This is a genomic window from Hydrogenophaga sp. GW101-3F08 (genome assembly GCF_059424585.1).
In genome coordinates this window covers 131,801-153,694 of the sequence record NZ_JBWKZP010000003.1, presented here as the reverse complement: position 1 = coordinate 153,694, position 21,894 = coordinate 131,801, and the positions used below count along the sequence as shown (strand labels likewise).

20 protein-coding genes are annotated in these 21,894 nt (G+C 68.4%); 17 read left to right on the top strand and 3 right to left on the bottom strand.

From position 1 onward, the window contains the following. Positions 1–331 precede the first annotated feature (331 nt). The 17 genes from mraZ (at position 332) to AC07YZ_RS10135 (ending at position 19,566) form a co-directional block, all read left to right on the top strand. On the top strand, positions 332–757 hold the full coding sequence (gene mraZ / locus AC07YZ_RS10215) for a division/cell wall cluster transcriptional repressor MraZ (protein ID WP_226494651.1): 426 nt from the start codon (positions 332–334) through the stop codon (positions 755–757). Positions 758–765: 8 nt separating this feature from the next. Next, positions 766–1,689: a 16S rRNA (cytosine(1402)-N(4))-methyltransferase RsmH gene (gene rsmH / locus AC07YZ_RS10210; RefSeq protein ID WP_226491521.1), complete on the top strand. Its 924-nt coding sequence runs from the start codon at positions 766–768 to the stop codon at positions 1,687–1,689. Continuing rightward, positions 1,686–1,994 (top strand): cell division protein FtsL, encoded by a 309-nt coding sequence (gene ftsL / locus AC07YZ_RS10205; RefSeq protein ID WP_226491522.1) that lies wholly within the window; start codon positions 1,686–1,688, stop codon positions 1,992–1,994. Before rsmH ends, ftsL begins: the two co-directional genes overlap by 4 nt. Beyond that, positions 1,991–3,736, top strand: coding sequence for a peptidoglycan D,D-transpeptidase FtsI family protein (locus AC07YZ_RS10200; RefSeq protein ID WP_226491523.1), 1,746 nt, complete (start codon positions 1,991–1,993; stop codon positions 3,734–3,736). The genes ftsL and AC07YZ_RS10200 overlap by 4 nt, the downstream gene beginning before the upstream one ends. Positions 3,737–3,890: 154 nt before the next feature. Continuing rightward, positions 3,891–5,426, top strand: a complete 1,536-nt coding sequence (locus AC07YZ_RS10195; RefSeq protein ID WP_494794649.1) for a UDP-N-acetylmuramoyl-L-alanyl-D-glutamate--2,6-diaminopimelate ligase — start codon at positions 3,891–3,893, stop codon at positions 5,424–5,426. Then, positions 5,423–6,862 carry a UDP-N-acetylmuramoyl-tripeptide--D-alanyl-D-alanine ligase gene (locus AC07YZ_RS10190; protein WP_494794648.1) on the top strand — a complete coding sequence of 480 codons (1,440 nt, stop codon included), beginning with the start codon at positions 5,423–5,425 and terminating at the stop codon, positions 6,860–6,862. Before AC07YZ_RS10195 ends, AC07YZ_RS10190 begins: the two co-directional genes overlap by 4 nt. After that, positions 6,852–8,030 carry a phospho-N-acetylmuramoyl-pentapeptide-transferase gene (gene mraY, locus AC07YZ_RS10185; RefSeq protein ID WP_226491526.1) on the top strand — a complete coding sequence of 393 codons (1,179 nt, stop codon included), beginning with the start codon at positions 6,852–6,854 and terminating at the stop codon, positions 8,028–8,030. Before AC07YZ_RS10190 ends, mraY begins: the two co-directional genes overlap by 11 nt. Positions 8,031–8,034: 4 nt before the next feature. After that, the gene (locus AC07YZ_RS10180) at positions 8,035–9,900 is read left to right on the top strand and encodes a Mur ligase family protein (protein ID WP_494794647.1); all 1,866 of its coding nucleotides are present in this window, start codon (positions 8,035–8,037) and stop codon (positions 9,898–9,900) included. 53 nt (positions 9,901–9,953) lie between these two features. Then, positions 9,954–11,207 carry a putative lipid II flippase FtsW gene (gene ftsW, locus AC07YZ_RS10175; protein WP_494794897.1) on the top strand — a complete coding sequence of 418 codons (1,254 nt, stop codon included), beginning with the start codon at positions 9,954–9,956 and terminating at the stop codon, positions 11,205–11,207. An 82-nt stretch (positions 11,208–11,289) separates the two neighbouring features. Continuing rightward, positions 11,290–12,369, top strand: coding sequence for an undecaprenyldiphospho-muramoylpentapeptide beta-N-acetylglucosaminyltransferase (gene murG / locus AC07YZ_RS10170; RefSeq protein ID WP_494794646.1), 1,080 nt, complete (start codon positions 11,290–11,292; stop codon positions 12,367–12,369). Further along, positions 12,366–13,775, top strand: a complete 1,410-nt coding sequence (gene murC / locus AC07YZ_RS10165; protein WP_226491529.1) for a UDP-N-acetylmuramate--L-alanine ligase — start codon at positions 12,366–12,368, stop codon at positions 13,773–13,775. The genes murG and murC overlap by 4 nt, the downstream gene beginning before the upstream one ends. Next, complete coding sequence (locus AC07YZ_RS10160) at positions 13,772–14,746, top strand: D-alanine--D-alanine ligase (RefSeq protein ID WP_494794645.1); 975 nt, start codon at positions 13,772–13,774, stop codon at positions 14,744–14,746. The genes murC and AC07YZ_RS10160 overlap by 4 nt, the downstream gene beginning before the upstream one ends. Before the next feature lie 10 nt (positions 14,747–14,756). After that, the gene (locus AC07YZ_RS10155; RefSeq protein ID WP_226491531.1) at positions 14,757–15,551 is read left to right on the top strand and encodes a cell division protein FtsQ/DivIB; all 795 of its coding nucleotides are present in this window, start codon (positions 14,757–14,759) and stop codon (positions 15,549–15,551) included. Positions 15,552–15,564: 13 nt separating this feature from the next. Continuing rightward, on the top strand, positions 15,565–16,794 hold the full coding sequence (ftsA, locus tag AC07YZ_RS10150) for a cell division protein FtsA (RefSeq protein ID WP_226491532.1): 1,230 nt from the start codon (positions 15,565–15,567) through the stop codon (positions 16,792–16,794). 250 nt (positions 16,795–17,044) lie between these two features. Further along, positions 17,045–18,259, top strand: coding sequence for a cell division protein FtsZ (gene ftsZ / locus AC07YZ_RS10145; protein WP_226491533.1), 1,215 nt, complete (start codon positions 17,045–17,047; stop codon positions 18,257–18,259). A 196-nt stretch (positions 18,260–18,455) separates the two neighbouring features. Continuing rightward, positions 18,456–19,379, top strand: coding sequence for a UDP-3-O-acyl-N-acetylglucosamine deacetylase (gene lpxC, locus AC07YZ_RS10140; protein ID WP_226491534.1), 924 nt, complete (start codon positions 18,456–18,458; stop codon positions 19,377–19,379). A gap of 10 nt (positions 19,380–19,389) precedes the next feature. After that, positions 19,390–19,566 (top strand): hypothetical protein, encoded by a 177-nt coding sequence (locus AC07YZ_RS10135; RefSeq protein ID WP_494794644.1) that lies wholly within the window; start codon positions 19,390–19,392, stop codon positions 19,564–19,566. A gap of 116 nt (positions 19,567–19,682) precedes the next feature. On the opposite strand, the gene ruvC is transcribed toward AC07YZ_RS10135, so the two are convergent. Genes ruvC through AC07YZ_RS10120 form a run of 3 tightly spaced genes read right to left on the bottom strand, consistent with a single transcriptional unit; the run spans position 19,683 to position 21,893 of the window. Continuing rightward, entirely contained in the window at positions 19,683–20,231 is a 549-nt protein-coding gene (gene ruvC / locus AC07YZ_RS10130; protein WP_494794643.1) for a crossover junction endodeoxyribonuclease RuvC, read from the bottom strand. Further along, the gene (locus AC07YZ_RS10125; protein ID WP_226491537.1) at positions 20,228–21,220 is read right to left on the bottom strand and encodes a phosphatidate cytidylyltransferase; all 993 of its coding nucleotides are present in this window, start codon (positions 21,218–21,220) and stop codon (positions 20,228–20,230) included. The genes ruvC and AC07YZ_RS10125 overlap by 4 nt, the downstream gene beginning before the upstream one ends. A 55-nt stretch (positions 21,221–21,275) precedes the next feature. Further along, positions 21,276–21,893 (bottom strand): lysophospholipid acyltransferase family protein, encoded by a 618-nt coding sequence (locus tag AC07YZ_RS10120; protein ID WP_226491538.1) that lies wholly within the window; start codon positions 21,891–21,893, stop codon positions 21,276–21,278. Position 21,894 lies beyond the last annotated feature (1 nt).

Sequence of the window (21,894 nt, the reverse complement as noted above, 5' to 3'; positions counted from 1 at the left end):
CCGCCAGGGGCTGGTGAAGCCGCGTGCCGCCCTTGGGCGGACGCGGCTTTTCGCTTGACTGGGCCCCGGGCGGTGGAGGCCATCCCTCTGGACCGTTCGATCCACAGACCAGGACATAAACGTAACAAAGCGCTCAAGCATCACTTTCAGAGGCTGTTGTAAGTGCTTGCTTTTGCTGAATTTTTAAGCGCCAAATTGTTTCAAAGTATGTTCTAAGTGCTTGATTTCATTGAAAAAATAAGTAGACACGAGTTGCAGATGCTGATTTTCCTGATAAAGTGGGAAAATGTGCAATTAAGTGGTGAAAAGTGTTTTTCAAGGAATGACAGCGGTGTTTCAGGGTGCTTCTTCTCTCAGTCTCGATGCCAAGGGGCGGCTCTCCATGCCGACCCGGCACCGTGACGCCCTGATCGCCGCTGCCAGCCAGCTCACCATCACCAAGCACCCACACGGTTGTCTCATGGTCTTTCCGCGCAACGAGTGGGAGTTGTTCCGCGAGCGCATCGCGGCCTTGCCCATGCAGGCGCAGTGGTGGAAGCGCATTTTCCTGGGCAATGCCATGGACGTGGACATGGACGGGGCTGGCCGCGTGCTGATCTCGCCGGAGCTGCGCACGGCCGCCGGCATCACCAAGGACGCGGTCCTGCTGGGCATGGGGGGCTACTTCGAACTCTGGGATGCGCAGGTGTACGCCGCCAAGGAGGCCGAAGCCATGCAGGCCGAGATGCCCGATGTCTTCAAGGACTTTTCTTTCTAAGGGCGGCGGTGCAAAGCGCATGGAACCACCAAACCGTCCTGTTGAGCGAAGCCGTGGCAGCACTGGCGATCAACCCGGACGGACACTATGTCGACGCGACCTTCGGGCGCGGCGGGCATTCGCGCCTCATTCTGGAGAGGCTGTCTGCGAGCGGGCGCCTCACGGCGTTCGACAAGGACCCGCAGGCCGTGGCGGCCGCGCAGGAACTGGCGGCCAGCGATGGCCGCTTTTCCATCCGGCACCAGGGGTTCTGCCACCTGGGCGAACTGGGGGCGGCGAGTGCGGACGGGGTGCTGATGGACCTGGGTGTGAGTTCGCCCCAGATCGACGACCCCGAGAGGGGTTTTTCTTTTCGCCACGATGGGCCCCTGGACATGCGCATGGACACCACGCGCGGACAGAGCGTGGCGCAGTGGCTGGAAACGGCCGAAGTCTCCACCCTCGCGGAGGTGATACGTGAATATGGCGAAGAACGGTTTGCTCAACCGGTTGCAAAGGCGATTGATCGTCGCCGACAGGAACGGGGCCCTATTCGAACCACCCGCGAGCTGGCCGAAGTCGTGGCTGGCGCGGTCAAAACCCGCGAGCCGGGCAAGGACCCTGCAACGCGCACATTTCAGGCTTTTCGGATTTTCATCAACGCCGAGCTTGAAGAGCTGCAACAAGCGCTAGAGGCCAGTCTGCATGTCTTGCGTCCCGGAGGGCAACTGGTGGTGATCAGCTTCCATTCGCTGGAAGACCGCATGGTCAAGCAGTTCATGGCGCGCCATTCGCGCGCCGTGGTGGATCGCCGCGTGCCCTTCGCCGAGCCCGCGCCCATGCAACTGATCCACGTGCGCCGCGTCATGCCCTCGGACGCCGAAGTGCAGGGCAACCCGCGTTCGCGCAGCGCGGTGATGCGCGTGGCCGAGCGCACGGAGGCGCACGCATGATCCGCCTCAACCTGGTCCTGCTGATGGCGGTGCTGGCCAGTGCCTTCTATCTGGTGCACACGCAGTACGAGTCGCGGCGCCTGTACACCGCGCTGGACCGCGCGCAGGCGCAGTCGCGCAAGATCGAGGCGGAACACGAGCAGCTGCAGGTGCAGAAGCAGGCCCAGGCCACCTCGGCGCGTGTGCAACTGCTCGCCACCCGGCGGCTGCAGATGCGTCCGGTCAACCCCGCCATCACCGAATACGTGACGCTGTACGAGCCGCAGGTGCCCGGGCTGGCGCCCGACCAGGGAGGCCGACCATGAGCCGGCGGGCCAGTCGCAGTGTGAACTACAGCGCCAGCCCGCTGCTGGCGAGCAAGACGCCGGTCTGGCGCAGCAAATTCATCGTGGCGGCGCTGGCGCTGGCCTTTGCCGGGCTGGGCGCCCGCGCGGCCTATGTGCAGGTGGTTGGCAACGACTTCTTCCAGCGCCAGGGTGAGGTACGCTTCGCGCGCACGCTGGAGCTGCCCGCCAACCGCGGCCGGGTGCTGGACCGCAACGGCCTGATCCTCGCCTCCAGCGTGGTGGCGCAGAGCATCTGGGCGATTCCGGAGGACGTGGACAAGAGCGAGCCGAAGCTGCGCGACGTGGCCAAGCTGCTGGACATGCCCTTGTCCACGCTGAAGAAGCGCCTGGCCAACGAGGACAAGACCTTTGTCTGGGTCAAGCGCCAGGTGGACGAGCCGGTGGCCAACGAGATCGCCGCGCTCGGCATCAAGGGCATTTACCTGCGTCGCGAGTACAAGCGCAAGTACCCCGAGGGCGAGGCCGCGGCCCACGTGGTGGGCTTCACCAACGTGGAGGATCGCGGGCAGGAAGGTGTCGAACTGGCCTTCAACAAGGAGCTCTCGGGCCGCAGCGGCTCGCGCCGCGTGATCAAGGACCGGCTCGGCCGTGTGGTCGAAGACGTGCGCGACGTCGTGCCGCCGGTGGACGGCCCGGATCTGCAACTCTCCATCGACAGCAAGGTGCAGTACTTCGCCTACCAGAAGCTGCGCGAAGCGGTGCAGATGCACAAGGCGCGCGCGGGCAGCGTGGTGGTGCTCGACACCCGGACCGGCGAGGTGCTGGCGCTGGCCAACTACCCGAGCTACAACCCCAACCTGCGGCTGAACCTCAGTGGAGAACAGCTGCGCAACCGGGTGCTGACCGACAGTTTCGAGCCGGGCTCGACCATGAAGCCCTTCATCGCGGCGCTGGCGCTGGACAAGGGGCTGGTCACCCCGACCACGCAGATCCAGACCGCGCCGGGGCACATGTCCATTGGCGGCTCCACCATCAACGATGCGCATCCGAACGGCCTGCTCACGGTCAACGAGATCATCCAGAAGTCGAGCAACGTGGGCGCGGTCAAGATGGCCATGCAGATGTCGCCGCGCGAAATGTGGGAGACCTTCGCCCAGGCCGGGTTCGGCCAGAAGCCCCAGGTGCCGTTCCCGGGCGCGGTCAGCGGTCGCCTGCGGCCCTACAAGACCTGGCGCCCGATCGAACAGGCCACCATGAGCTACGGCTATGGCCTGTCGGTCTCGCTGTTTCAGCTGGCCCAGGCCTACACCATCTTCGCGCGCGACGGCGAACTGATTCCGGTGAGCATGGTCAAAACCGATGGGCCCACGGACGGCGTTCGGGTGTTCAGCGAAAAGAACGCGCTGGCGGTGCGCAAGATGCTGGAGATGGCCACCGGCCCGGGGGGCACAGGCCAGCGCGCGCAGACCATGGGCTATTCGGTGGGCGGCAAGTCGGGCACCGCGCGCATGCAGGAAGGCAAGGGCTACGCCGAGAAAAAATACCGCGGCTTCTTCGTGGGGCTGGCGCCGGTGGAGCAGCCGCGCATCGTGGTGGCGGTGATGATCGATCAGCCGAACAACGGGGCCTATTACGGCGGGGTGGTGGCCGGCCCGGTGTTCAGCGAGACGGTGCAGCAGACCTTGCGCATTCTGGGGGTGCAGCCCGATATGAGCGTGAAGCCACAGATCATCAGCGAAGTGGTGGAGGAGCCGTTTTGAACTGCTTGACACCCACCCCCGCCGAGACCCGCTGCGCGGGCCCCGACCCCCTCAAGGGGGCAACACCAGCGGCCCGGCAGAGCCGGTTCCGCGGTGTTCCCGGACGAGGCCGCCTCCCCGCGCCTCGGCTGGGTTTGTTCGAGGTGGCGACCGCATGAAGACGCTTCTTCATCCTCACGCCGTGGCCGACTGGCTGCGCGAGCGTGTGCGCGGGCAACTGCATTGCGACAGCCGCCGCGTGCGCGAAGGCGATGGTTTCGTGGCCTGGCCGGGCGCCGCCACGGACGGGCGCCGTTATGTGGCCGGCGCGCTGCAGGCCGGTGCGGCCGCGGCGCTGGTGGAGCGCGATGGCGCCGAAGCCTTTGGTTTCAGCGACGACCGCGTGGCCGCCGTGCCGGGGCTCAAGGTGCAGGCCGGTCCGATCGCCAGCGCGTTCTACGCCGACCCCAGTGCGGCGCTGGACCTGATCGCCATCACCGGCACCAATGGCAAGACCTCCAGCGCCTGGTGGGTCGCTCAGCTGCTCTCGGCCGCAGACCGACCCTGCGCGGTGGTGGGCACGCTGGGCATCGGACAGCCGCCGCTGGCGGGCGACCAGGGCCATGCGTTGGTGCCGACCGGCCTGACGACGCCCGACCCGGTGCTGCTGCAGGCGCGCCTGCGCGGCATGGTGGACGCCGGCCTGAAGGCCTGCGCGATCGAGGCCTCGTCCATCGGCCTGATCGAAGGCCGGCTCAACGCCTGCCGCATCCGGGTGGCGGTGTTCACCAATTTCACCCAGGACCACCTGGACTTCCACGGCAGCATGGCCGACTACTGGGCGGCCAAGGCCGCGCTGTTCGACTGGCCCGGTCTGGCCAGCGCGGTGCTCAATCTGGACGATCCCCAGGGCGCGGCGCTGGCGCAGACCCTGGCCGGGCGTGGCCTCGACCTGTGGACCGTGGCATTGGAAGACGGCACGCCAGCGCGCCTGTGCGCGCGCGACATCGCGTTCACCCACAACGGCATGCGCCTGACCGTGGTGGAGCGCGAAGTCTCGGGCGCCGAGGCGCAGCACCACACCCTGAGCCTGCCCATGGTGGGGCGCTACAACGTGTCCAACCTGCTGTGCGTGCTGGCCACGGCGCGCGCGCTCGGTGTGCCGCTGGCCGACGCCGTGCGGGCCTGCCAGGCCCTCACCCCCGTGCCCGGCCGCATGGAACAGGTGCCCGCGGTGGCGGGCCAGCCGCTGGTGCTGGTGGATTACGCCCACACCCCAGACGCATTGGAAAAGGCCTTGCAGGCCCTGCAGCCGCTGGCGCGGCAACGCGGCGGCGCGCTCTGGGCGGTGGTGGGCTGTGGCGGCGACCGCGACGCGAGCAAACGCCCCCTCATGGCCGCCGTGGCCGAGCGCGAGGCGCAGCACACCGTGTTGACCAGCGACAACCCGCGCAGCGAAGACCCGCTGGCGATCCTGGCGCAGATGCGGGCTGGCCTGTCGATGCCCGCCCGCGCCCTGGTCGAGGCCGATCGGGCGCTGGCGATCGCACAGGTGGTGCAGCGCGCTGGCGCCGACGACGTGGTGCTGATCGCCGGCAAGGGACACGAGGACTACCAGGAAGTGATGGGCGTGAAAAAACCGTTTTCCGATCTGGCGCAGGCCCAGGCCGCGCTGCAGCAGCGCGCCGCCGCGCAGGGAGTGCAGGCATGAAGACCATCGCCGAGTTGTTGACCCGGCTCAATGGCGCACGGGCTGTGGGCACGATGGACGCCCCCATCGGCCGTGTGCACTCCGACACCCGCAGCCTGCAGCCGGGCGATCTGTTCGTGGCGCTCAAGGGCGAGCGCTTCGACGCACACGACTTTCTGCCGCAGGCGCGCGCGCAGGGCGCCGTGGCCGCCATCGCCCACACCGGGTTGGTGCAGGCCGGCCTGCCCGGCGTGGAAGTGCCCGACACGCGGCTCGCCCTGGGGGAACTGGCGCGCCTGTGGCGCGAGCAGTTCAGCCTGCCGCTGATCGCCGTGACCGGCAGCAACGGCAAGACCACGGTGACGCAGATGGTGGCGGCCATCCTGCGCGCGGCCGCGGGCGACGCCGCCCATGCCACGCAGGGCAATCTGAACAACGACATCGGCGTACCGCTCACGCTGCTGCGCCTGCGCCCGGACCACCGCCTCGCGGTGATCGAGCTGGGCATGAACCACCCCGGCGAAATCGCCTACCTCGCCGCGCTCACCCGGCCCACCGTGGCGCTGGTGAACAACGCCCAGCGCGAACACCAGGAATTCATGGCCACGGTGGAAGCGGTGGCGCGCGAAAACGGCCAAGTGATCGCGGCCCTGTCGGGGGACGGCGTGGCGGTGTTCCCCAGCGACGACGACCACACCGGGGTCTGGCGCGAACTGGCCGCGGGCCGGCGCGTGATGACCTTCAGCGACGGCGACGCGTCGGCCGACGTGCATGCCCTGCAGGCCGACTGGCGCGACGGCGCCTGGGCCCTGCGCCTGGCCTCCCCCGCCGGGGAGCTGGCCTGCCGCCTGCGCATCGCCGGGCGGCACAACGTGCGCAACGCGCTCGCGGCCACCGCGTGCGCCCTGGCTGCGGGCGTGGCGCTGGCCGACATCGGTCGTGGGCTCGACGCCTTCGAGCCGGTGGGGGGACGCTCGCGCGCGCTCTCGTTGCAGCTGGCCGACCGCGCCGTGACCCTGATCGACGACACCTACAACGCCAACCCGGACTCGGTGGTCGCGGCCATCAACGTGCTGGCCGAGCTGCCCGGCCCGCGCCTGCTGGTGCTGGGGGACATGGGTGAGGTCGGAGAGCAGGGCCTGGCGTTTCACCTCGAAGTGTTGCGCCATGCGCAGGCCTGCGGCATCGAGACCGTGCACTGCGCCGGCGACTGGATGCACAAGGCCTGCGCCGCGCTGCGCGCCGCGGGCGAGCCCGTGCCCACGCACTGGGACGACGTTGCCGCCCTGGCCGGCCATGTGAGCGCGGCCGTGGCTGCGCCCGGCGCATCGGCGCTGCGCAGCGTGCTCGTCAAAGGTTCGCGTTTCATGCGCATGGAGCGCGTGGTACAGGCCCTGCAGGCGCTGGCCAGCGCACCCCCAACACAAGAACAAAAGGACGCATCGCATGCTGCTTAGCCTGGCCCTGTGGCTGCAAAGCCTGGGACCCGAGTTCGGGTTCCTGCGGGTATTCCAGTACCTCACCTTCCGTGCGGTCATGGCCGCCATGACGGCGCTCATCGTCGGGCTGGTCGCGGGTCCGTATTTCATCCGCCGCCTGGCCGCGCTCAAGATCGGCCAGCCGATCCGTGAGTACGCGATGCAGACCCATTTGAGCAAGGGGGGCACGCCCACCATGGGCGGGGTGCTGATCCTGTTCTCGATCGCGCTGTCCACCCTGCTGTGGTTCGACCTGTCCAACCGCTTCGTCTGGATCGTGCTGCTGGTCACCCTGGGCTTTGGCGCCATCGGCTGGGTGGACGACTGGCGCAAGGTGGTGCGCAAGGACCCGGAAGGCATGCGCTCGCGCGAAAAGTACCTCTGGCAATCCGTCATCGGGCTGGTGGCGGCGTTCTACCTCGTGTTCAGCGTGTCCGAAACCAGCAACCTGCGTGTGCTGGGCCTGTTCATCGACTGGGTGGCCTCGGGGTTCACCGTGGACCTGCCGCCCCAGGCCGGCTTGATGGTGCCGTTCTTCAAGGAAATCAGCTACCCGCTGGGGGTGTTCGGCTTCGTGCTCATGACTTATCTGGTGATCGTGGGTTCGAGCAACGCGGTCAACCTCACCGACGGCCTGGATGGCCTGGCCATCATGCCGGTGGTGATGGTGGGCTCGGCGCTGGGCGTGTTCGCCTACGCCACCGGCAGCGCCGTGTTCTCGCGCTACCTGCTGCTGCCGCACATCCCCGGGGCGGGGGAACTGCTGATCTTCTGCGCGGCCATGGCCGGCGCGGGCCTGGCCTTTTTGTGGTTCAACACCCACCCGGCCCAGGTCTTCATGGGCGACGTGGGCGCCCTCGCATTGGGCGGCGCGCTCGGCACCATCGCCGTGATCGTGCGCCAGGAAATCGTGCTCGCCATCATGGGCGGCATCTTCGTGGTCGAAGCCCTGTCGGTGATGCTGCAGGTGACGTATTTCAAGTACACCAAGCGCCGTTTCGGCCAGGGCCGCCGGCTGTTCCAGATGGCGCCGCTGCACCACCACTTCGAGAAAAAGGGCTGGAAGGAAACGCAGGTCGTGGTGCGCTTCTGGATCATCACCATGCTGCTGTGCCTGATCGGTCTGTCGACCCTCAAGCTCCGTTGACCCCATGCTGAACCTGAAAGACCAACACGTTCTCATCCTGGGCCTGGGCATCTCCGGCCTGGCGATGGCGCGTTGGTGCGTGCGCCACGGTGCCCACGTGACCGTGGCCGACACGCGCGACAACCCGCCGCATCTGGCAGCGCTGGGCGCCGAGTGTCCGCAGGCCAGCTTCGTGGCCGGTCCGTTCGACGAGAGCCTGATCGCGCGCGGCCCCTGGCACCTGATCGCCCGCAGCCCGGGGCTGGCCCCCGTTCAACTGACCACGCTGCGCGAATGGGCCCAGTCGCAGGCGGTGCCGTTCGTGGGCGAGCTCGATCTGTTCGCCCAGGCGCTGCGCGACCTGTCGGTGCGCGAACCACTGCCCTACCAGCCCAAGGTGCTGGCGATCACCGGCACCAACGGCAAGACCACCGTGACCTCGCTCACCGGCCTGCTGCTGCAGCGCTGCGGCCTGCGCGTGGCCGTGGCCGGCAACATCGGCCCGGCCCTGCTGGACGTGCTGGCCGCGGCGCTGGACGCCGAAGCAAAGGCACAAGCCGAGGCTGCGGTGGCGGAGGAACAGCAGTCCATTGCCGTCGCGGCCGAGCCGGCGCCCGCGCCGGACGGGAGCGACGGGTCGACCGCCGAGGCACAGGCTGAGCTGCTGCCCGCCGACGAAGACGAGCCGCTGCCGGTCGCCGAAGAGGACGACGCGCCTACCCAGCTGGTGCCACCGCCCCCCGAGCCGCCCCAGCCACCGCATCTGCCGGCGGTGTGGGTGCTCGAACTCTCCAGCTTCCAGCTCGACGGCACGGCCGGTGGCGCCTGGGACGCCGTGCCCACGGCCGCCACGGTGCTCAACATCACCGAAGACCACCTGGACTGGCACGGTTCCCTCGCCGCCTACAGCCAGGCCAAGGCCGCCGTGTTCGGCAACCGTGCGCTGATGCTGCTCAACCGCGACGATGCCCAGGTCATGGGCATGAAGCCGGGCGACGTGACGGTGAAGATCGGTGGCCGCAACCGCCAGCAGCCGGCCCGGCCCTACGCCACGTTTGGGCTGGATGCGCCCACGCGCGCGGGCGACTGGGGCATCGAGTCGGTCAACGGCATGACCTGGCTGGTGCGCGCGCTCGCGCTCGACGAGACCCGCAAGCCGCGGCGCCGCGTCGCCGGGCCGCCCCAAGGCGCGGCAGCCCCCTCGGGGGGCAGCGCCGTACGCGAAGCGACCAGCGTGGGGGCCGGCGTCTCTGCCCAGGAAGAGGACGAGATCTATTACCAGCGCTTGATGCCGGTCGATGCGCTGCGCATCCGGGGCCGCCACAACGCGGCCAACGCGCTGGCCGCGCTGGCCCTGGCCACCTCCACCGGGGCCGCGCTGGCGCCCATGCTGCACGGGCTGCGCGAGTACCGCGGCGAGCCGCACCGCGTGGAGCCGGTGGCCATCATCGACGAGGTCGAGTATTTCGACGACAGCAAGGGCACCAACGTGGGTGCCACGCTGGCCGCCGTGCTCGGGCTCGGTGCCGAGCGGCGCCTGGTGGTGATCCTCGGGGGCGACGGCAAGGGGCAGGACTTTGCGCCACTGGCCGAGCCGCTGGCGCGCCACGCGCGCGCCGTGGTCTACATCGGCCGCGACGCGGCCCGCATCCGCGAAGCGGTGAGCGATGCGCTGGAGCAGGCCCAGGTGGCGCAGCTGGACGCGACCACCCTGCCCGAGGCGGTGGGCCTGGCTTGCGCGCAGGCCCGCCCGGGCGACGCGGTGCTGATGTCGCCCGCCTGCGCCAGCCTGGACATGTTCGACAACTACGTGCACCGCGCCCGGGTGTTTGTCGAAGCGGTGGCGCAGCTGGCCAGCGAACGCGGCATGAGCCTGGAGGGGGGCGTATGAAGGCGACATCGCTCACGCCCTGGCAGCGCCTGCGTGCCGGCCTGGTCTCGGCCATGCCGCGCCTGATCGGCCGCGACCTGGCCGGCGCCCTGGCTGGCGGGTCGGCGCGCGACGGCTTGCCGGTGCGCCTGTCCAACCGCACCTATGCCGGCACGCGCAACGTGGCGGTGCGCGAACTCGGTTTCGACCAGCCGCTGCTGTGGGTGGTGATGGCCCTGATGGCCTGGGGTCTGGTGATGGTGTATTCGGCCTCGATCGCCTTGCCCGACAACCCGCGCTTTGCCAACTACGCCCACACCCACTTCGTGTTGCGCCACGGCCTGTTCATCCTGATCGGGCTGGTGGCCTCATTGATCGTGTTCCAGGTGCCCATGCAGAGCTGGGAGCGGTTCGCGCCCTGGCTCTTTGCCCTGTCGCTGCTGCTGCTGGTGCTGGTGCTGCTGCCTTTCATCGGCAAGGGCGTCAACGGCGCCCGGCGGTGGTTCTCGCTCGGGCTCATCAGCTTCCAGCCCTCCGAGCTGGCCAAGCTCACCGTGTTGCTGTACGCCGCCAATTACATGGTGCGCAAGATGGAGGTCAAGGAGCGCTTCTTCCGCGCCGTGGCACCGATGGCCGTGGCCCTGGGCGTGGTCGGCATGCTGCTGCTGGCCGAGCCCGACATGGGGGCTTTCATGGTGATCGTGGTGATCGCCATGGGCATCCTGTTCCTGGGCGGTGTGAACGCGCGCATGTTCTTCCTGATTGCGCTGGTGGTGGTGGGCGCGTTCGCGCTCATGGTCATGATGAGCGAGTGGCGCCGCGAGCGCATCTTCGCCTACCTCGATCCCTGGAGCGAGGCCTATGCGCTCGGCAAGGGCTACCAGCTTTCGCACTCGCTGATCGCCTTTGGCCGTGGCGAAATCTTCGGTGTCGGCCTGGGTGGCAGTGTGGAAAAACTGCACTGGCTGCCCGAGGCCCACACCGACTTCCTGCTCGCGGTGATCGGTGAAGAGTTCGGCCTGATCGGGGTGCTGATCGTGATCGGTCTTTTCCTCTGGCTCACGCGCCGCATCATGCACATCGGCCGCCAGGCCATTGCCCTGGACCAGGTGTTCGCCGGCCTCGTGGCCCAAGGGGTCGGGTTGTGGGTGGGCTTCCAGGCCTTCATCAACATCGGCGTGAACCTGGGAGCCCTGCCCACCAAGGGCCTGACCCTGCCCCTGATGAGCTACGGCGGCTCAGCCATTCTGCTCGAACTCGTCGCCCTGGCCATCGTGCTGCGCGTGGACTATGAAAACCGCCAGATGATGAAAGGGGGCCGTGCATGAAGCAGCGGTTTCACCAAAACCGCCAGGCAGACGCGCAGCGGCTGCAGATGCGGAACGCATCGATGATGAAAGGGGGCCGCGCATGAGCAAGACTCCCTGTGCCCTCATCATGGCCGGCGGCACCGGCGGCCACATCTTTCCCGGTCTGGCCGTGGCCGAAGCGCTGCGTGAGCGCGGCTGGCGCGTGCACTGGCTGGGCGCGCCCGACAGCATGGAGAGCCGGCTCGTGCCACCGCGTGGCTTCGCGCTGGAGACCATCGCCTTCGGTGGCGTGCGCGGCAAGGGCGTGCTCACGCTGGCCCTGCTGCCGTTGCGCCTGCTGCGCGCGTTCTGGCAGGCGCTGCAGGTGGTGCGCCGCGTGAAGCCCGATGTGCTGGTGGGCCTGGGGGGCTACATCAGCTTCCCTGGCGGCATGATGGGCGTGCTCGCGGGCAAGGCCCTGGTGCTGCACGAGCAGAACTCGGTGGCGGGCATGGCCAACAAGGTGCTCGCGGGGGTGGCCGATCGCGTGTTCACCGCCTTCCCCAAGGTGTTCAGGAAAGCCGAGTGGGTGGGCAACCCGCTGCGCGCGCCGTTCCTGCGGCAACCGCCACCCGAAGCGCGGTTCGCCGGGCGCAGCGGGCCGCTGCGCCTGCTGGTCGTGGGCGGCAGCCTGGGCGCCCGGGCGCTCAACGACACCGTGCCCCAGGCGCTGGCCCTGATCCCCTCGGCGCAGCGCCCGCAGGTGATCCACCAGAGCGGGGAAAAGCAGATCGAAGCGCTGCGCGCGAACTACGCTGCGGCCGGGGTGCGGGCCGAGCTCACGCCCTTCATCGACGACACGGCCCAGGCCTTCGCCGACGCCGACCTGATCGTCTGCCGCGCCGGCGCCAGCACCGTGACCGAGATCGCCGCCGTGGGGGCGGCCGCGCTGTTCGTGCCCTTTCCGTCGGCGGTGGACGACCACCAGACCACCAACGCGCGCTTTCTGGTCGACGCGGGCGCGGCCTGGCTGGTGCCGCAAAACGAACTCACGCCGCTGCAGCTGGCGCAGACGCTGCAGACCGTGCGGCGAGAAACCTTGATGGAGATGGCGAACAAGGCCAAGACGATGGAAAAAACAGAAGCCGTGGCGGCCGTGGTGTCCGCCTGCGAAACCCTGGCAAAGGTGGGACAACCATGAAACACGCCATTCGCCACATCCATTTCGTCGGCATCGGCGGCAGCGGCATGAGCGGCATCGCCGAGGTGCTGCTCAACCAGGGCTTCCGCATCTCGGGCAGCGACCTGGGCGAGAGCACGGTCACGCGCCGGCTGGTGGCGCTGGGAGCCGAGGTCTTCATCGGCCACGATGCGGCCCACATCGAAGGCGCCGACGCCATCGTCACCTCCACCGCGGTGAAGGACGACAACCCCGAAGTGATCGCCGCGCACGCCAGGCTGGTGCCGGTGGTGCCGCGCGCGGTGATGTTGGCCGAGCTGATGCGCATGAAAAAGGGCGTGGCGATCGCCGGCACACACGGCAAGACCACGACCACCAGCCTGGTGGCCAGCGTGCTGGCCGCGGCCAACCTGGACCCGACCTTCGTGATCGGCGGGCGCCTCAACAGCGCGGGCGCCAACGCGCAGCTGGGTTCGGGCGAGTACATCGTGGTCGAGGCCGACGAGTCCGACGCCTCGTTCCTGAACCTGCTGCCGGTGCTCTCGGTCGTGACCAACATCGACGCCGACCACATGGACACCTACGGCCACGACTTCGGCCGCCTCAAGGCCGCCTTCGTGGAGTTCCTGCACCGCATGCCGTTCTACGGCGCTGCGGTGGTCTGCGTGGACGATGCCTCGATCCGCGAGATCCTGCCGCAGATCGCGCGCCCCATCACCAGCTACGGCTTTGCCGAAGACGCGCAGGTGCGCGCCACCCAGGTGCGCGCGGTGGGCGGGCAGATGCACTTCACCGTGCAGCGCCGCAACGGCGTGCAGTTGCCCGACCTGGACGTGGTGCTGAACCTGCCGGGCGAACACAACGTGCTCAACGCGCTGGCGGCCATCGGCATCGCGGTGGAGCTGGGCGTGCCGGACGCGGCCGTGCTGCAGGCGCTGGCCGAGTTCAAGGGCGTGGGCCGGCGCTTCCAGCGCTACGGCGAGGCCGCGCTGCCCGGTGGCGGGCACTGCACCGTGGTGGACGACTACGGCCACCACCCGGTGGAGATGGCGGCCACGCTGGCCGCGGCGCGTGGGGCCTTCCCGGGCCGCCGGCTGGTGCTGGCCTTCCAGCCCCACCGCTACAGCCGCACCCGCGACTGTTTCGAGGATTTCGTGAAGGTGATCAACCAGGCCGACGCCGTGCTGCTGGCCGAGGTGTACGCCGCGGGCGAGGCGCCGATCGTGGCGGCCGACGGGCGTTCTCTGGCCCGTGCGCTGCGCGTGTCGGGCAAGCTCGAACCGGTGTTCGTGGACGACATCGCCGCCATGCCGCAGGCGATTCTGGACAACGCGCGCGACGGCGATGTGGTGCTGTGCATGGGCGCGGGGTCCATCGGCGCGGTGGCGGGGCGGGTGGTGGAAATGGCTCAGGAGGTTCGGACATGAATGCGATGGTGAACACGGCCCTGGCGGCGCAGGCCCTGGGCAAGGTGGCGGTGCTGATGGGCGGGCGCTCGGCCGAGCGCGAGGTCTCGCTGATGTCGGGCACCGGCGTGCTGGCCGCGCTGCGCTCCAAGGGCGTCGACGCGCACGCCTTCGACCCGGCCGAGCGCGACCTGGACGAGCTCAAGCGCGAAGGCTTCGCGCGCTGCTTCATCGCGTTGCACGGCCGCTTTGGCGAAGACGGCACGGTGCAGGGCGCGCTGGAGTTGCTGGGCATTCCCTACACCGGGCCGGGCGTGATGGCCTCGGCGGTGGCCATGGACAAGCTCATGACCAAGCGCATCTGGACGGCCGAAGGCCTGTCCACCCCGGCCTGGCGCCAGGTGCACAGCGTGGAAGAAACGCAGGCGGCGTTTGCCACGCTGGGCTCGCCCATGATCGTCAAACCCGTGCGAGAGGGCTCCACCATCGGCCTGACCAAGGTGACCGAGCTCGCCCAATGCGCCGCCGCCTACGAACTGGCCGCGCGGCAGGACCCGCTGGTGATGTGCGAGCAGTTCATCGCGGGCGACGAGGTCACGATCCCGGTGCTCGGCACCGGTGCCGAGGCGCGGGCGCTGCCGGTGATCCGCATCGTGGCGCCCGACGGCAACTACGACTACCAGCACAAATACTTCACCGACGACACCCAGTACCTGGTGCCCTGCGGTCTGCCCGCGGGCGAGGAAGAGCGCATCCAGGCCCTGGTGCTCAAGGCCTACCTCACGCTGGGCTGCCGCGGCTGGGCCCGCGCCGACGTGATGATCGACGCGACCACGCGCCGGCCCTACCTGCTGGAGATCAACACCTCGCCGGGCATGACCGGGCACTCGCTGGTGCCCATGTCGGCCCGCGCCACCGGTCTCTCGTACGAAGACCTGTGCGTGACGGTGCTCGCCAGCGCCGCGCTGGACAACCCGGCCGGGAAAGCCTGAGCGCCTCACCATGCCGCACACCGACCTGCCCCTGGACGTCAAGCTCATGACCGTGGTCACCCACGTCCTGGTCGTGCTGTTTGCCGCCCTGTGCCTGGGCGCGCTCGGAACCTGGCTGGTGCGCCACCCGGTGTGGACGGTCCGCGCGATCACGGTGCACGGTGACGTGGCGCATCAGAACGCGGTGACCTACCGTGCGCAGCTCGCTTCGCAGATGAAGAGCAGTCTCTCGGGCAGTTTTCTCACACTGGATCTGCAGCAGGTGCGCCGCCTGTTCGAGTCCGTGCCCTGGGTGCGCCAGGCGGTGGTGCAGCGCGAGTTCCCCAACCGCCTGCGCGTCACGATCGAGGAGCACCAGCCCGTGGCCTGGTGGGGGCCTTCAGGTTCGGGGCAGCTGGTCAGCCGGCTGGGCGAGGTGTTCGAGGCCAGCCCGGACGACAGCGATGGGCTGCCCGAGCTGATCGGCCCGGCGGACCACGCGCCCCAGGTCTGGGCGCTGTACCAGTTGCTCAGCGCCGAGTTCTCGCGTCTGGAGCTGGTGGTGGAGCGGCTCGAACTCAACGAGCGCGGCAGCTGGCGCGCGGTGCTCGACAGCGGTGCGCGCATCGAGCTCGGGCGCGGCAGCCCGGACGAACTGCTGGAGCGCGCGCGGCGTTTCACCGGCACCCTGAGCCAGCTCACCGAGCGCTACCCCGGCGCGCTGCAGTCCGTGGACCTGCGCTACCCCAACGGCTACGCGCTGCGCATGCGGGGCGTGACCACGCTCTCCGAAGACAGCCCCGGCACAGTCACCAACACAAGGTAATCAAGAAGCAATCATGGCCAAGGAATACAAGGATTTGGTGGTCGGACTCGACATTGGCACCGCCAAGATCATGGTGGTGGTGGCCGAGGTCCAAGCCAACGGCGAACTCAAGCTCGCGGGCCTGGGCGTGTCGGCCAGCCACGGCCTCAAGCGCGGCGTGGTGGTCAACATCGACGCCACCGTGCAGAGCATCCAGCAGGCGTTGAAAGAAGCCGAGCTGATGGCCGATTGCCGCATCGCCCGCGTCTACACCGGCATCACCGGCAGCCACATCCGCGGCATCAATTCCAGCGGCATGGTGGCCATCAAGGACCGTGAGGTCACGCCGGCCGACGTGGCGCGTGTGATCGAAACCGCCAAGGCCATCAACATCTCGACCGACCAGCGCCTGCTGCTGGTCGAGCCGCAGGAATTCGTGATCGACGGCCAGGAAGTGAAGGAGCCGATCGGCATGAGCGGCATCCGGCTCGAAGCCAAGGTGCACATCGTTACCGGCGCGCAGAGCGCGGCCGAAAACATCATCAAGTGCGTGCGCCGCTGCGGCCTGGAGGTGGACCAGCTCATGCTCAACCCGCTGGCGTCGAGCCAGGCGGTGCTGACCGACGACGAAAAGGAGCTGGGCGTGGCGCTGGTGGACATCGGCGCGGGCACCACCGACGTGGCGATCTTCGCTGGCGGCGCGATCCGCCACACGGCGGTGATCCCGATCGCGGGCGACCTGATCACCAGCGACATCGCCATGGCGCTGCGCACGCCGACCAAGGACGCCGAGGACATCAAGGTCGAACACGGCTGCGCCAAGCAGCTGCTGGCCGACCCGGACCAGCAGGTCGAGGTGCCCGGTCTGGGCGATCGTGGCCCACGCATGCTCAGCCGCCAGGCGCTGGCTGGCGTGATCGAACCGCGGGTGGAGGAGATCTTTGCGCTGGTGCAGCAGGTGGTGCGCGACTCCGGCCACGAGGAGGTGTTGTCCTCGGGCATCGTGCTCACCGGTGGCAGCGCCGTCATGCCCGGCATGGTGGAACTGGGGGAAGACATCTTCCTGAAACCGGTGCGCCGGGGCATTCCGAACTACGCCAGCGCGCTCTCGGACATGGTGGCGCAGACGCGCGCCGCCACGGTCATGGGTCTGCTGGAGGAGGCGCGCATGGCGCGTGTGCGTGGCCACAAGGTGGCCCAGAAAGCGGGTTCCATGCAAAGCGCACTGGAACGCATCAAAAACTGGTTTGTGGGGACCTTCTGATGAAGCCATTGATCACCCCTGCACCGCGCCTTCGGCGCGTCTCCACCCCAGAGGGGCGCCAGCTGTCGCTTGGCGGAGCCAGTTCGCTGGTGCCCTTGACCCCGCGCACCCGGCCCAGACCGCGGTCCCGATGTCGGGTCTGCACCGGACCGCCTGGCTGAGGCACCTCACAGCGCAACGAACCGAATCTGATTTTTTGAATGAAAACCGCCCCGAACCTCGGGTTCAAGGGCAACAACAGGAGAGAGCCATGAGCATCGAAATGATTGAAGTGGAAGAATTCAACCAGGGCACCCAGATCAAGGTCATCGGCGTTGGCGGTGGCGGCAGCAACGCGGTGGAACACATGATCTCGCGTGCCGTGCAAGGCGTGGAGTTCATCTGCGCCAACACCGACGCGCAGTCCCTCGCCCGCAGCGCGGCCACCCGCACCATTCAGCTCGGCACCACCGGCCTGGGCGCTGGCAGCAAGCCTGAAAAGGGGCGCGAGGCCGCCGAGCTCGCCGTCGACGAGATCCGCACCGCCATCGACGGCGCGCACATGCTCTTCATCACCGCCGGCATGGGTGGCGGCACCGGCACCGGCGCGGCGCCCGTGATCGCCCGCGTGGCCAAGGAGATGGGCATTCTCACCGTGGGCGTGGTCACCAAACCCTTCGACTGGGAAGGTGGCCGCCGCATGACCAATGCCGACAACGGCCTGGCCGAACTCGAAGCCAACGTGGACTCGCTGATCGTGGTGCTCAACGAGAAGCTGCTCGAAGTGCTGGGCGACGACGTGACGCAGGACGAGGCCTTTGCCCACGCCAACGACGTGTTGAAGAACGCCGTGGGCGGCATCGCCGAGATCATCAACGAGTACGGCAACGTCAACGTCGACTTCGAAGACGTGCGCACCGTGATGGGCGAACCCGGCAAGGCCATGATGGGCACCGCGGTCGCCGCCGGCCCGGACCGCGCGCGCATCGCCGCCGAGCAGGCCGTGGCCTGCCCGCTGCTTGAAGGCATCGACCTCTCCGGTGCCAAGGGCGTGCTGGTGCTGGTGACCGCGGCCAAGGGATCGCTCAAGCTGTCCGAATCGAAGCTGGCCATGAACACCATCCGCGCCTACGCTTCGCCGGACGCGCACGTGATCTACGGCGCCGCCTACGACGACAGCCTGGGCGACGAGATGCGCGTCACGGTGGTGGCCACGGGTCTGAGCCGCCAGGGCGTGCGCCGCACCGCGCCGCCGCTGCAGGTGCTGCGCACCGGCACCGACAACGTGCCGTTCAACGTGCCCACCGTCAACGCCGCCGTGGGTGGCCCGGGCGCGGGCATGGCCCAGCCCGACTACAACTCCATGGCCGTGCCCAGCGTCTGGCGCACCAACCGCACCCAGGCCGCGGCCAAGGTGGATGCGTTGGCCTCGGGCGGCATGGACGATTTCGAGATCCCGGCCTTTCTGCGCAAACAGGCGGATTGACTCCCCCCGCGCCGCCTGCGGCGTCACCCCCCAGGGGGCAACACCTGCGGCCCGGCGAAGCCGGTTCCGCGGTGTTCCCGACGGGGGGCACTTCTCGCGTGGGGCGTCGTGGCTCGCGGGTGGATCTTGTTTTCGGATATCGCCGGGATAGTTTTCCTGGTCAGCACGAAATCGCCCGGAAAATTAAAATCGACCCATGCTTGCGCAACGTACCCTCAAATCCCTGACCAAAGCCGTCGGCGTGGGCCTGCACAGCGGTCAGCGGGTGGAGCTGACGCTGCGCCCGGCCGCGCCGGACACGGGCATCGTGTTCCGCCGCGTCGACCTGCCCGAACCGGTGGACATCGCCGTGACGGCCGAGTCGGTGTCGGACACCCGGCTTGCTTCCACCATCTCCAACGGCGGCGTCAAGGTGCACACGGTGGAGCACCTGATGAGCGCCTGCGCCGGCCTGGGGCTGGACAACCTGTACGTTGACATCACCGCCGAAGAGGTGCCCATTCTCGACGGCTCGTCGGCCTCGTTCGTCTACCTGCTGCAAAGCGCCGGCATCGTGATGCAGAAGGCGCCCAAGCGCTTCATCCGGGTGATCAAACCGGTGGAGGTGCGCGAAGGCGAGGGGCGCAGCCTGAAGTGGGCGCGGCTGGAGCCGTACCACGGCTACAAGCTCAGCTTCGAGATCGAGTTCGACCACCCCGCCGTGAGCTCCACCGGCCAGCGGGTCGAATTCGATTTCGGCAGTGGCCAGTACGCGCGCGAGATCGCGCGTGCACGCACCTTCGGCTTCACCCGCGACGTGGAGATGATGCGTTCGCACGGGCTGGCCATGGGCGGCGGGCTGGACAACGCCATCGTGATGGACGATGTGAAGGTGCTCAACGCCGACGGCCTGCGCTACCAGGACGAATTCGTCAAACACAAGATCCTTGACGCCATCGGCGACCTGTACATCGTGGGCAAACCGCTGCTGGCGGCCTACACCGCGTTTCGCAGCGGCCACGCCTTGAACAACCAGCTGCTGCGGGCCCTGCTGGCCCGACCCGATGCCTACGAGGTGGTGAGCTTTGAGCACGAGCGCGAGGCCCCGAAAGGCTTCGCCCAGCTCGCCCCGGCCTGGTAGGCGCGCGCCCATGCTGTTGTTCCGCTTCGCCGTCTTCTTTCTCTTGCTCGCGGCCGGCGCGTGTTTCGCCTTCTACATCGGCACCGGCCAGCAACATTACAGAACCTGGGGCATCAAGATCCTCAAATGGAACCTGATCGCCGCACTCGGCTTCTTTGGCGTTCTTTTCCTTGAACGTCTTCTTTAGCGATCCCCCCGCGCCGCTTCGCGTCACCCCCCAAGGGGCAACACCTGTGGCCCGGCAAAGCCGGTTCCACGGTGTTCTGGGCTGGCAGCGCGTCCTCGGCAGGGGCTGCAAGAGCGTCAATAGTTCCGGCCGCTCTTGTACGCAGCGTGTGTGCGCGCCTGCAGCGGACTCACTTTGTTGATGGCCGCCACCGAGCGTGCCACCTGCGCATGGGTGATGGCCAGGCCCAGGGCGTCGGCGGCGTCCTTGCCGGGCAGGCCCGGCAGCTGCAGCAGCCGCTTCACCATCTCCTGCATCTGGGCCTTGTCGGCCCGACCGTAGCCGACCACGGCCTTCTTCAACTGCAGCGCGGTGTATTCGGCCACGGGCAGCCCGTTGGCCACCAGCGCGGTCAGGCAGCAACCACGCGCCTGGCCCAGCAGCAGCGTGGCCTGTGGGTTGACGTTGACGAACACGATCTCGCAGGCCGAGGTCTCGGGCTGGTAGCGCTTGACCACCTCGGAGATGCCGTCGAACAGGATCTTCAGCCGCTCGGGCAGCAGGGCGCCGTCTTTCGGGCTGGTCTGGATGGTGCCGCTGGCCACGTAGTGCAGCGCCGCGCCTTCGGTGTCGATCACGCCAAAGCCGGTGCATTGCAGGCCGGGGTCGATGCCGAGGATTCTCATAGGTTGAAGGTCCAGCGCACCGAATGGAAGAACACCGGCGCGGCGAAACACAGCGCGTCCACGCGGTCGAGCAGGCCGCTGGCCCCGGTGACCGAGCGGCTGGCCGATCCCCAGTGGGTCACGCCGCGGTCGCGTTTGATGGCCTTCATGACCAGGTGCCCGAACGAGCCGGCCGCGCAGGCCACCAGCGCCATGGCCATGGCCGGCAGAGGCTTGAACGGTGTCAGGCCCGCCAGCGCCGCCCCCAGCAGACCGCCGGCGGCGAGCCCCAGGGCCCAGCTGCGCCAATGAAAGCTGCCGCTGATGGCCGGGGCCACGGGCCGGTGCGGGCGCCGCGCCGTCAGGTGCTGCACCAGCATGCAGGTCTGCACCACCAGCACCAGGAAGAACACGAGGAACGCGGTCTTGCCGGCGAAGCGCGGGAAATTCAGCAGCAGCAGGGCCGGCACATGGCTCATGCCGTAGACGCAGACCATGATGCCCCACTGCAGCTTGGCGTTGCGCTCCAGGAAGCGCTGCGGGTCGTTGCCCAGTGCACTCACCACCGGGATCGCCAGGAAGACATAGACCGGGATGAACACGGTGAAGAGGTTGAAGCGTTCGGTCCACACCAGCGCGTATTGCAGGGGCAGCACGGTGAAGAAGGCCAGCACCAGGCTGCGATGGTCGCCGCGGCGCGTGGGCGAGAGGCTGATGAACTCGCGCAGGATGAAAAACGACACCAGGCCGAACAACACGATGGCCACGCCTTCGCCCATGACCCAGCCGACCCAGAACACCAGCGCCATCACCCACGAACTGCGCAGCAGCGCCTGGTTGTCCCGCAACCGCAGGGCGCGCGCGGTCTGGGTGTCGTCATCGCCCGCGCGGCGTTCGCGCAGCGACAGCAGCACCCCCACACCGCTGGCGATCAGCAGCAGGCCAAACAGCAGCACGAACACCAGGCTGACCTGCTGATCGGCGCTGAGGCTGCGCAGGAAAGACGTCATCCGCGTGCCCTCCGGGACACGAACCGTGGGCGGGTGCAGGCGGCGGCGTGGCGGTTCATACGTCCCTCAGCGCCATGACGGCGTCGCGCGCGCGGGTCAGGAAGGCGGTGCGCGGTTCGTCCACCCCCAGCGCCAAGGGGGCGCCAAAGGTGACGGAGCACAGCACCGGCACCGGCACCACCTCGCCCTTGGGCATCACGCGCTGCACGTTGTGGATCCAGGCCGGCACCAGCACCACGCCGGGAAAGCGTTGGGCCAGGTTGTACAGGCCCGACTTGAACGGTTGCGGGTCTTCGTCGTGGCCGCGCGTGCCTTCGGGGAACAGGATCAGCGAGTCGCCGCTGTCCAACGCGTTGATGAGCGGCTGCAGCGGGTCCTCGTCGCCCTTGCGCTCGCGTTCCACATACACCGCGTTGAACACCTCGGTGGTGATCCAGCGTTTGAACGGCGAGGCGGTCCAGTAATCGCGCGCGGCGATCGGGCGGGTGATGCTGCGCAGCTCCTGGGGCAGCGCGGCCCAGATCAGCACCAGATCGGCGTGGCTCTGGTGGTTGGCGAAATAGATGCGCTGTTCGGCCTTGGGCGGGCAGCCGTACCAGCGCGCCTGGGCGCCGGTGAGCAGGCGCACCAGCCAGAGCAGGAAGGTGCTCATGGCTTGGGCACGCCAGTTCATG

Excerpts from the sequence above, each read along its gene's own strand:
- ftsL (WP_226491522.1), top strand. The coding sequence starts at position 1,686 with ATGATCCGCCTCAACCTGGTCCTGCTGATGGCGGTGCTGGCCAGTGCC.
- AC07YZ_RS10200 (WP_226491523.1), top strand. The coding sequence starts at position 1,991 with ATGAGCCGGCGGGCCAGTCGCAGTGTGAACTACAGCGCCAGCCCGCTG.
- AC07YZ_RS10195 (WP_494794649.1), top strand. The coding sequence starts at position 3,891 with ATGAAGACGCTTCTTCATCCTCACGCCGTGGCCGACTGGCTGCGCGAG.
- AC07YZ_RS10190 (WP_494794648.1), top strand. The coding sequence starts at position 5,423 with ATGAAGACCATCGCCGAGTTGTTGACCCGGCTCAATGGCGCACGGGCT.
- mraY (WP_226491526.1), top strand. The coding sequence starts at position 6,852 with ATGCTGCTTAGCCTGGCCCTGTGGCTGCAAAGCCTGGGACCCGAGTTC.
- AC07YZ_RS10180 (WP_494794647.1), top strand. The coding sequence starts at position 8,035 with ATGCTGAACCTGAAAGACCAACACGTTCTCATCCTGGGCCTGGGCATC.
- ftsW (WP_494794897.1), top strand. The coding sequence starts at position 9,954 with ATGCCGCGCCTGATCGGCCGCGACCTGGCCGGCGCCCTGGCTGGCGGG.
- murG (WP_494794646.1), top strand. The coding sequence starts at position 11,290 with ATGAGCAAGACTCCCTGTGCCCTCATCATGGCCGGCGGCACCGGCGGC.
- murC (WP_226491529.1), top strand. The coding sequence starts at position 12,366 with ATGAAACACGCCATTCGCCACATCCATTTCGTCGGCATCGGCGGCAGC.
- AC07YZ_RS10160 (WP_494794645.1), top strand. The coding sequence starts at position 13,772 with ATGAATGCGATGGTGAACACGGCCCTGGCGGCGCAGGCCCTGGGCAAG.
- AC07YZ_RS10155 (WP_226491531.1), top strand. The coding sequence starts at position 14,757 with ATGCCGCACACCGACCTGCCCCTGGACGTCAAGCTCATGACCGTGGTC.
- ftsA (WP_226491532.1), top strand. The coding sequence starts at position 15,565 with ATGGCCAAGGAATACAAGGATTTGGTGGTCGGACTCGACATTGGCACC.
- ftsZ (WP_226491533.1), top strand. The coding sequence starts at position 17,045 with ATGAGCATCGAAATGATTGAAGTGGAAGAATTCAACCAGGGCACCCAG.
- lpxC (WP_226491534.1), top strand. The coding sequence starts at position 18,456 with ATGCTTGCGCAACGTACCCTCAAATCCCTGACCAAAGCCGTCGGCGTG.
- AC07YZ_RS10135 (WP_494794644.1), top strand. The coding sequence starts at position 19,390 with ATGCTGTTGTTCCGCTTCGCCGTCTTCTTTCTCTTGCTCGCGGCCGGC.
- ruvC (WP_494794643.1), bottom strand. The coding sequence starts at position 20,231 with ATGAGAATCCTCGGCATCGACCCCGGCCTGCAATGCACCGGCTTTGGC.
- AC07YZ_RS10125 (WP_226491537.1), bottom strand. The coding sequence starts at position 21,220 with ATGACGTCTTTCCTGCGCAGCCTCAGCGCCGATCAGCAGGTCAGCCTG.
- AC07YZ_RS10120 (WP_226491538.1), bottom strand. The coding sequence starts at position 21,893 with ATGAACTGGCGTGCCCAAGCCATGAGCACCTTCCTGCTCTGGCTGGTG.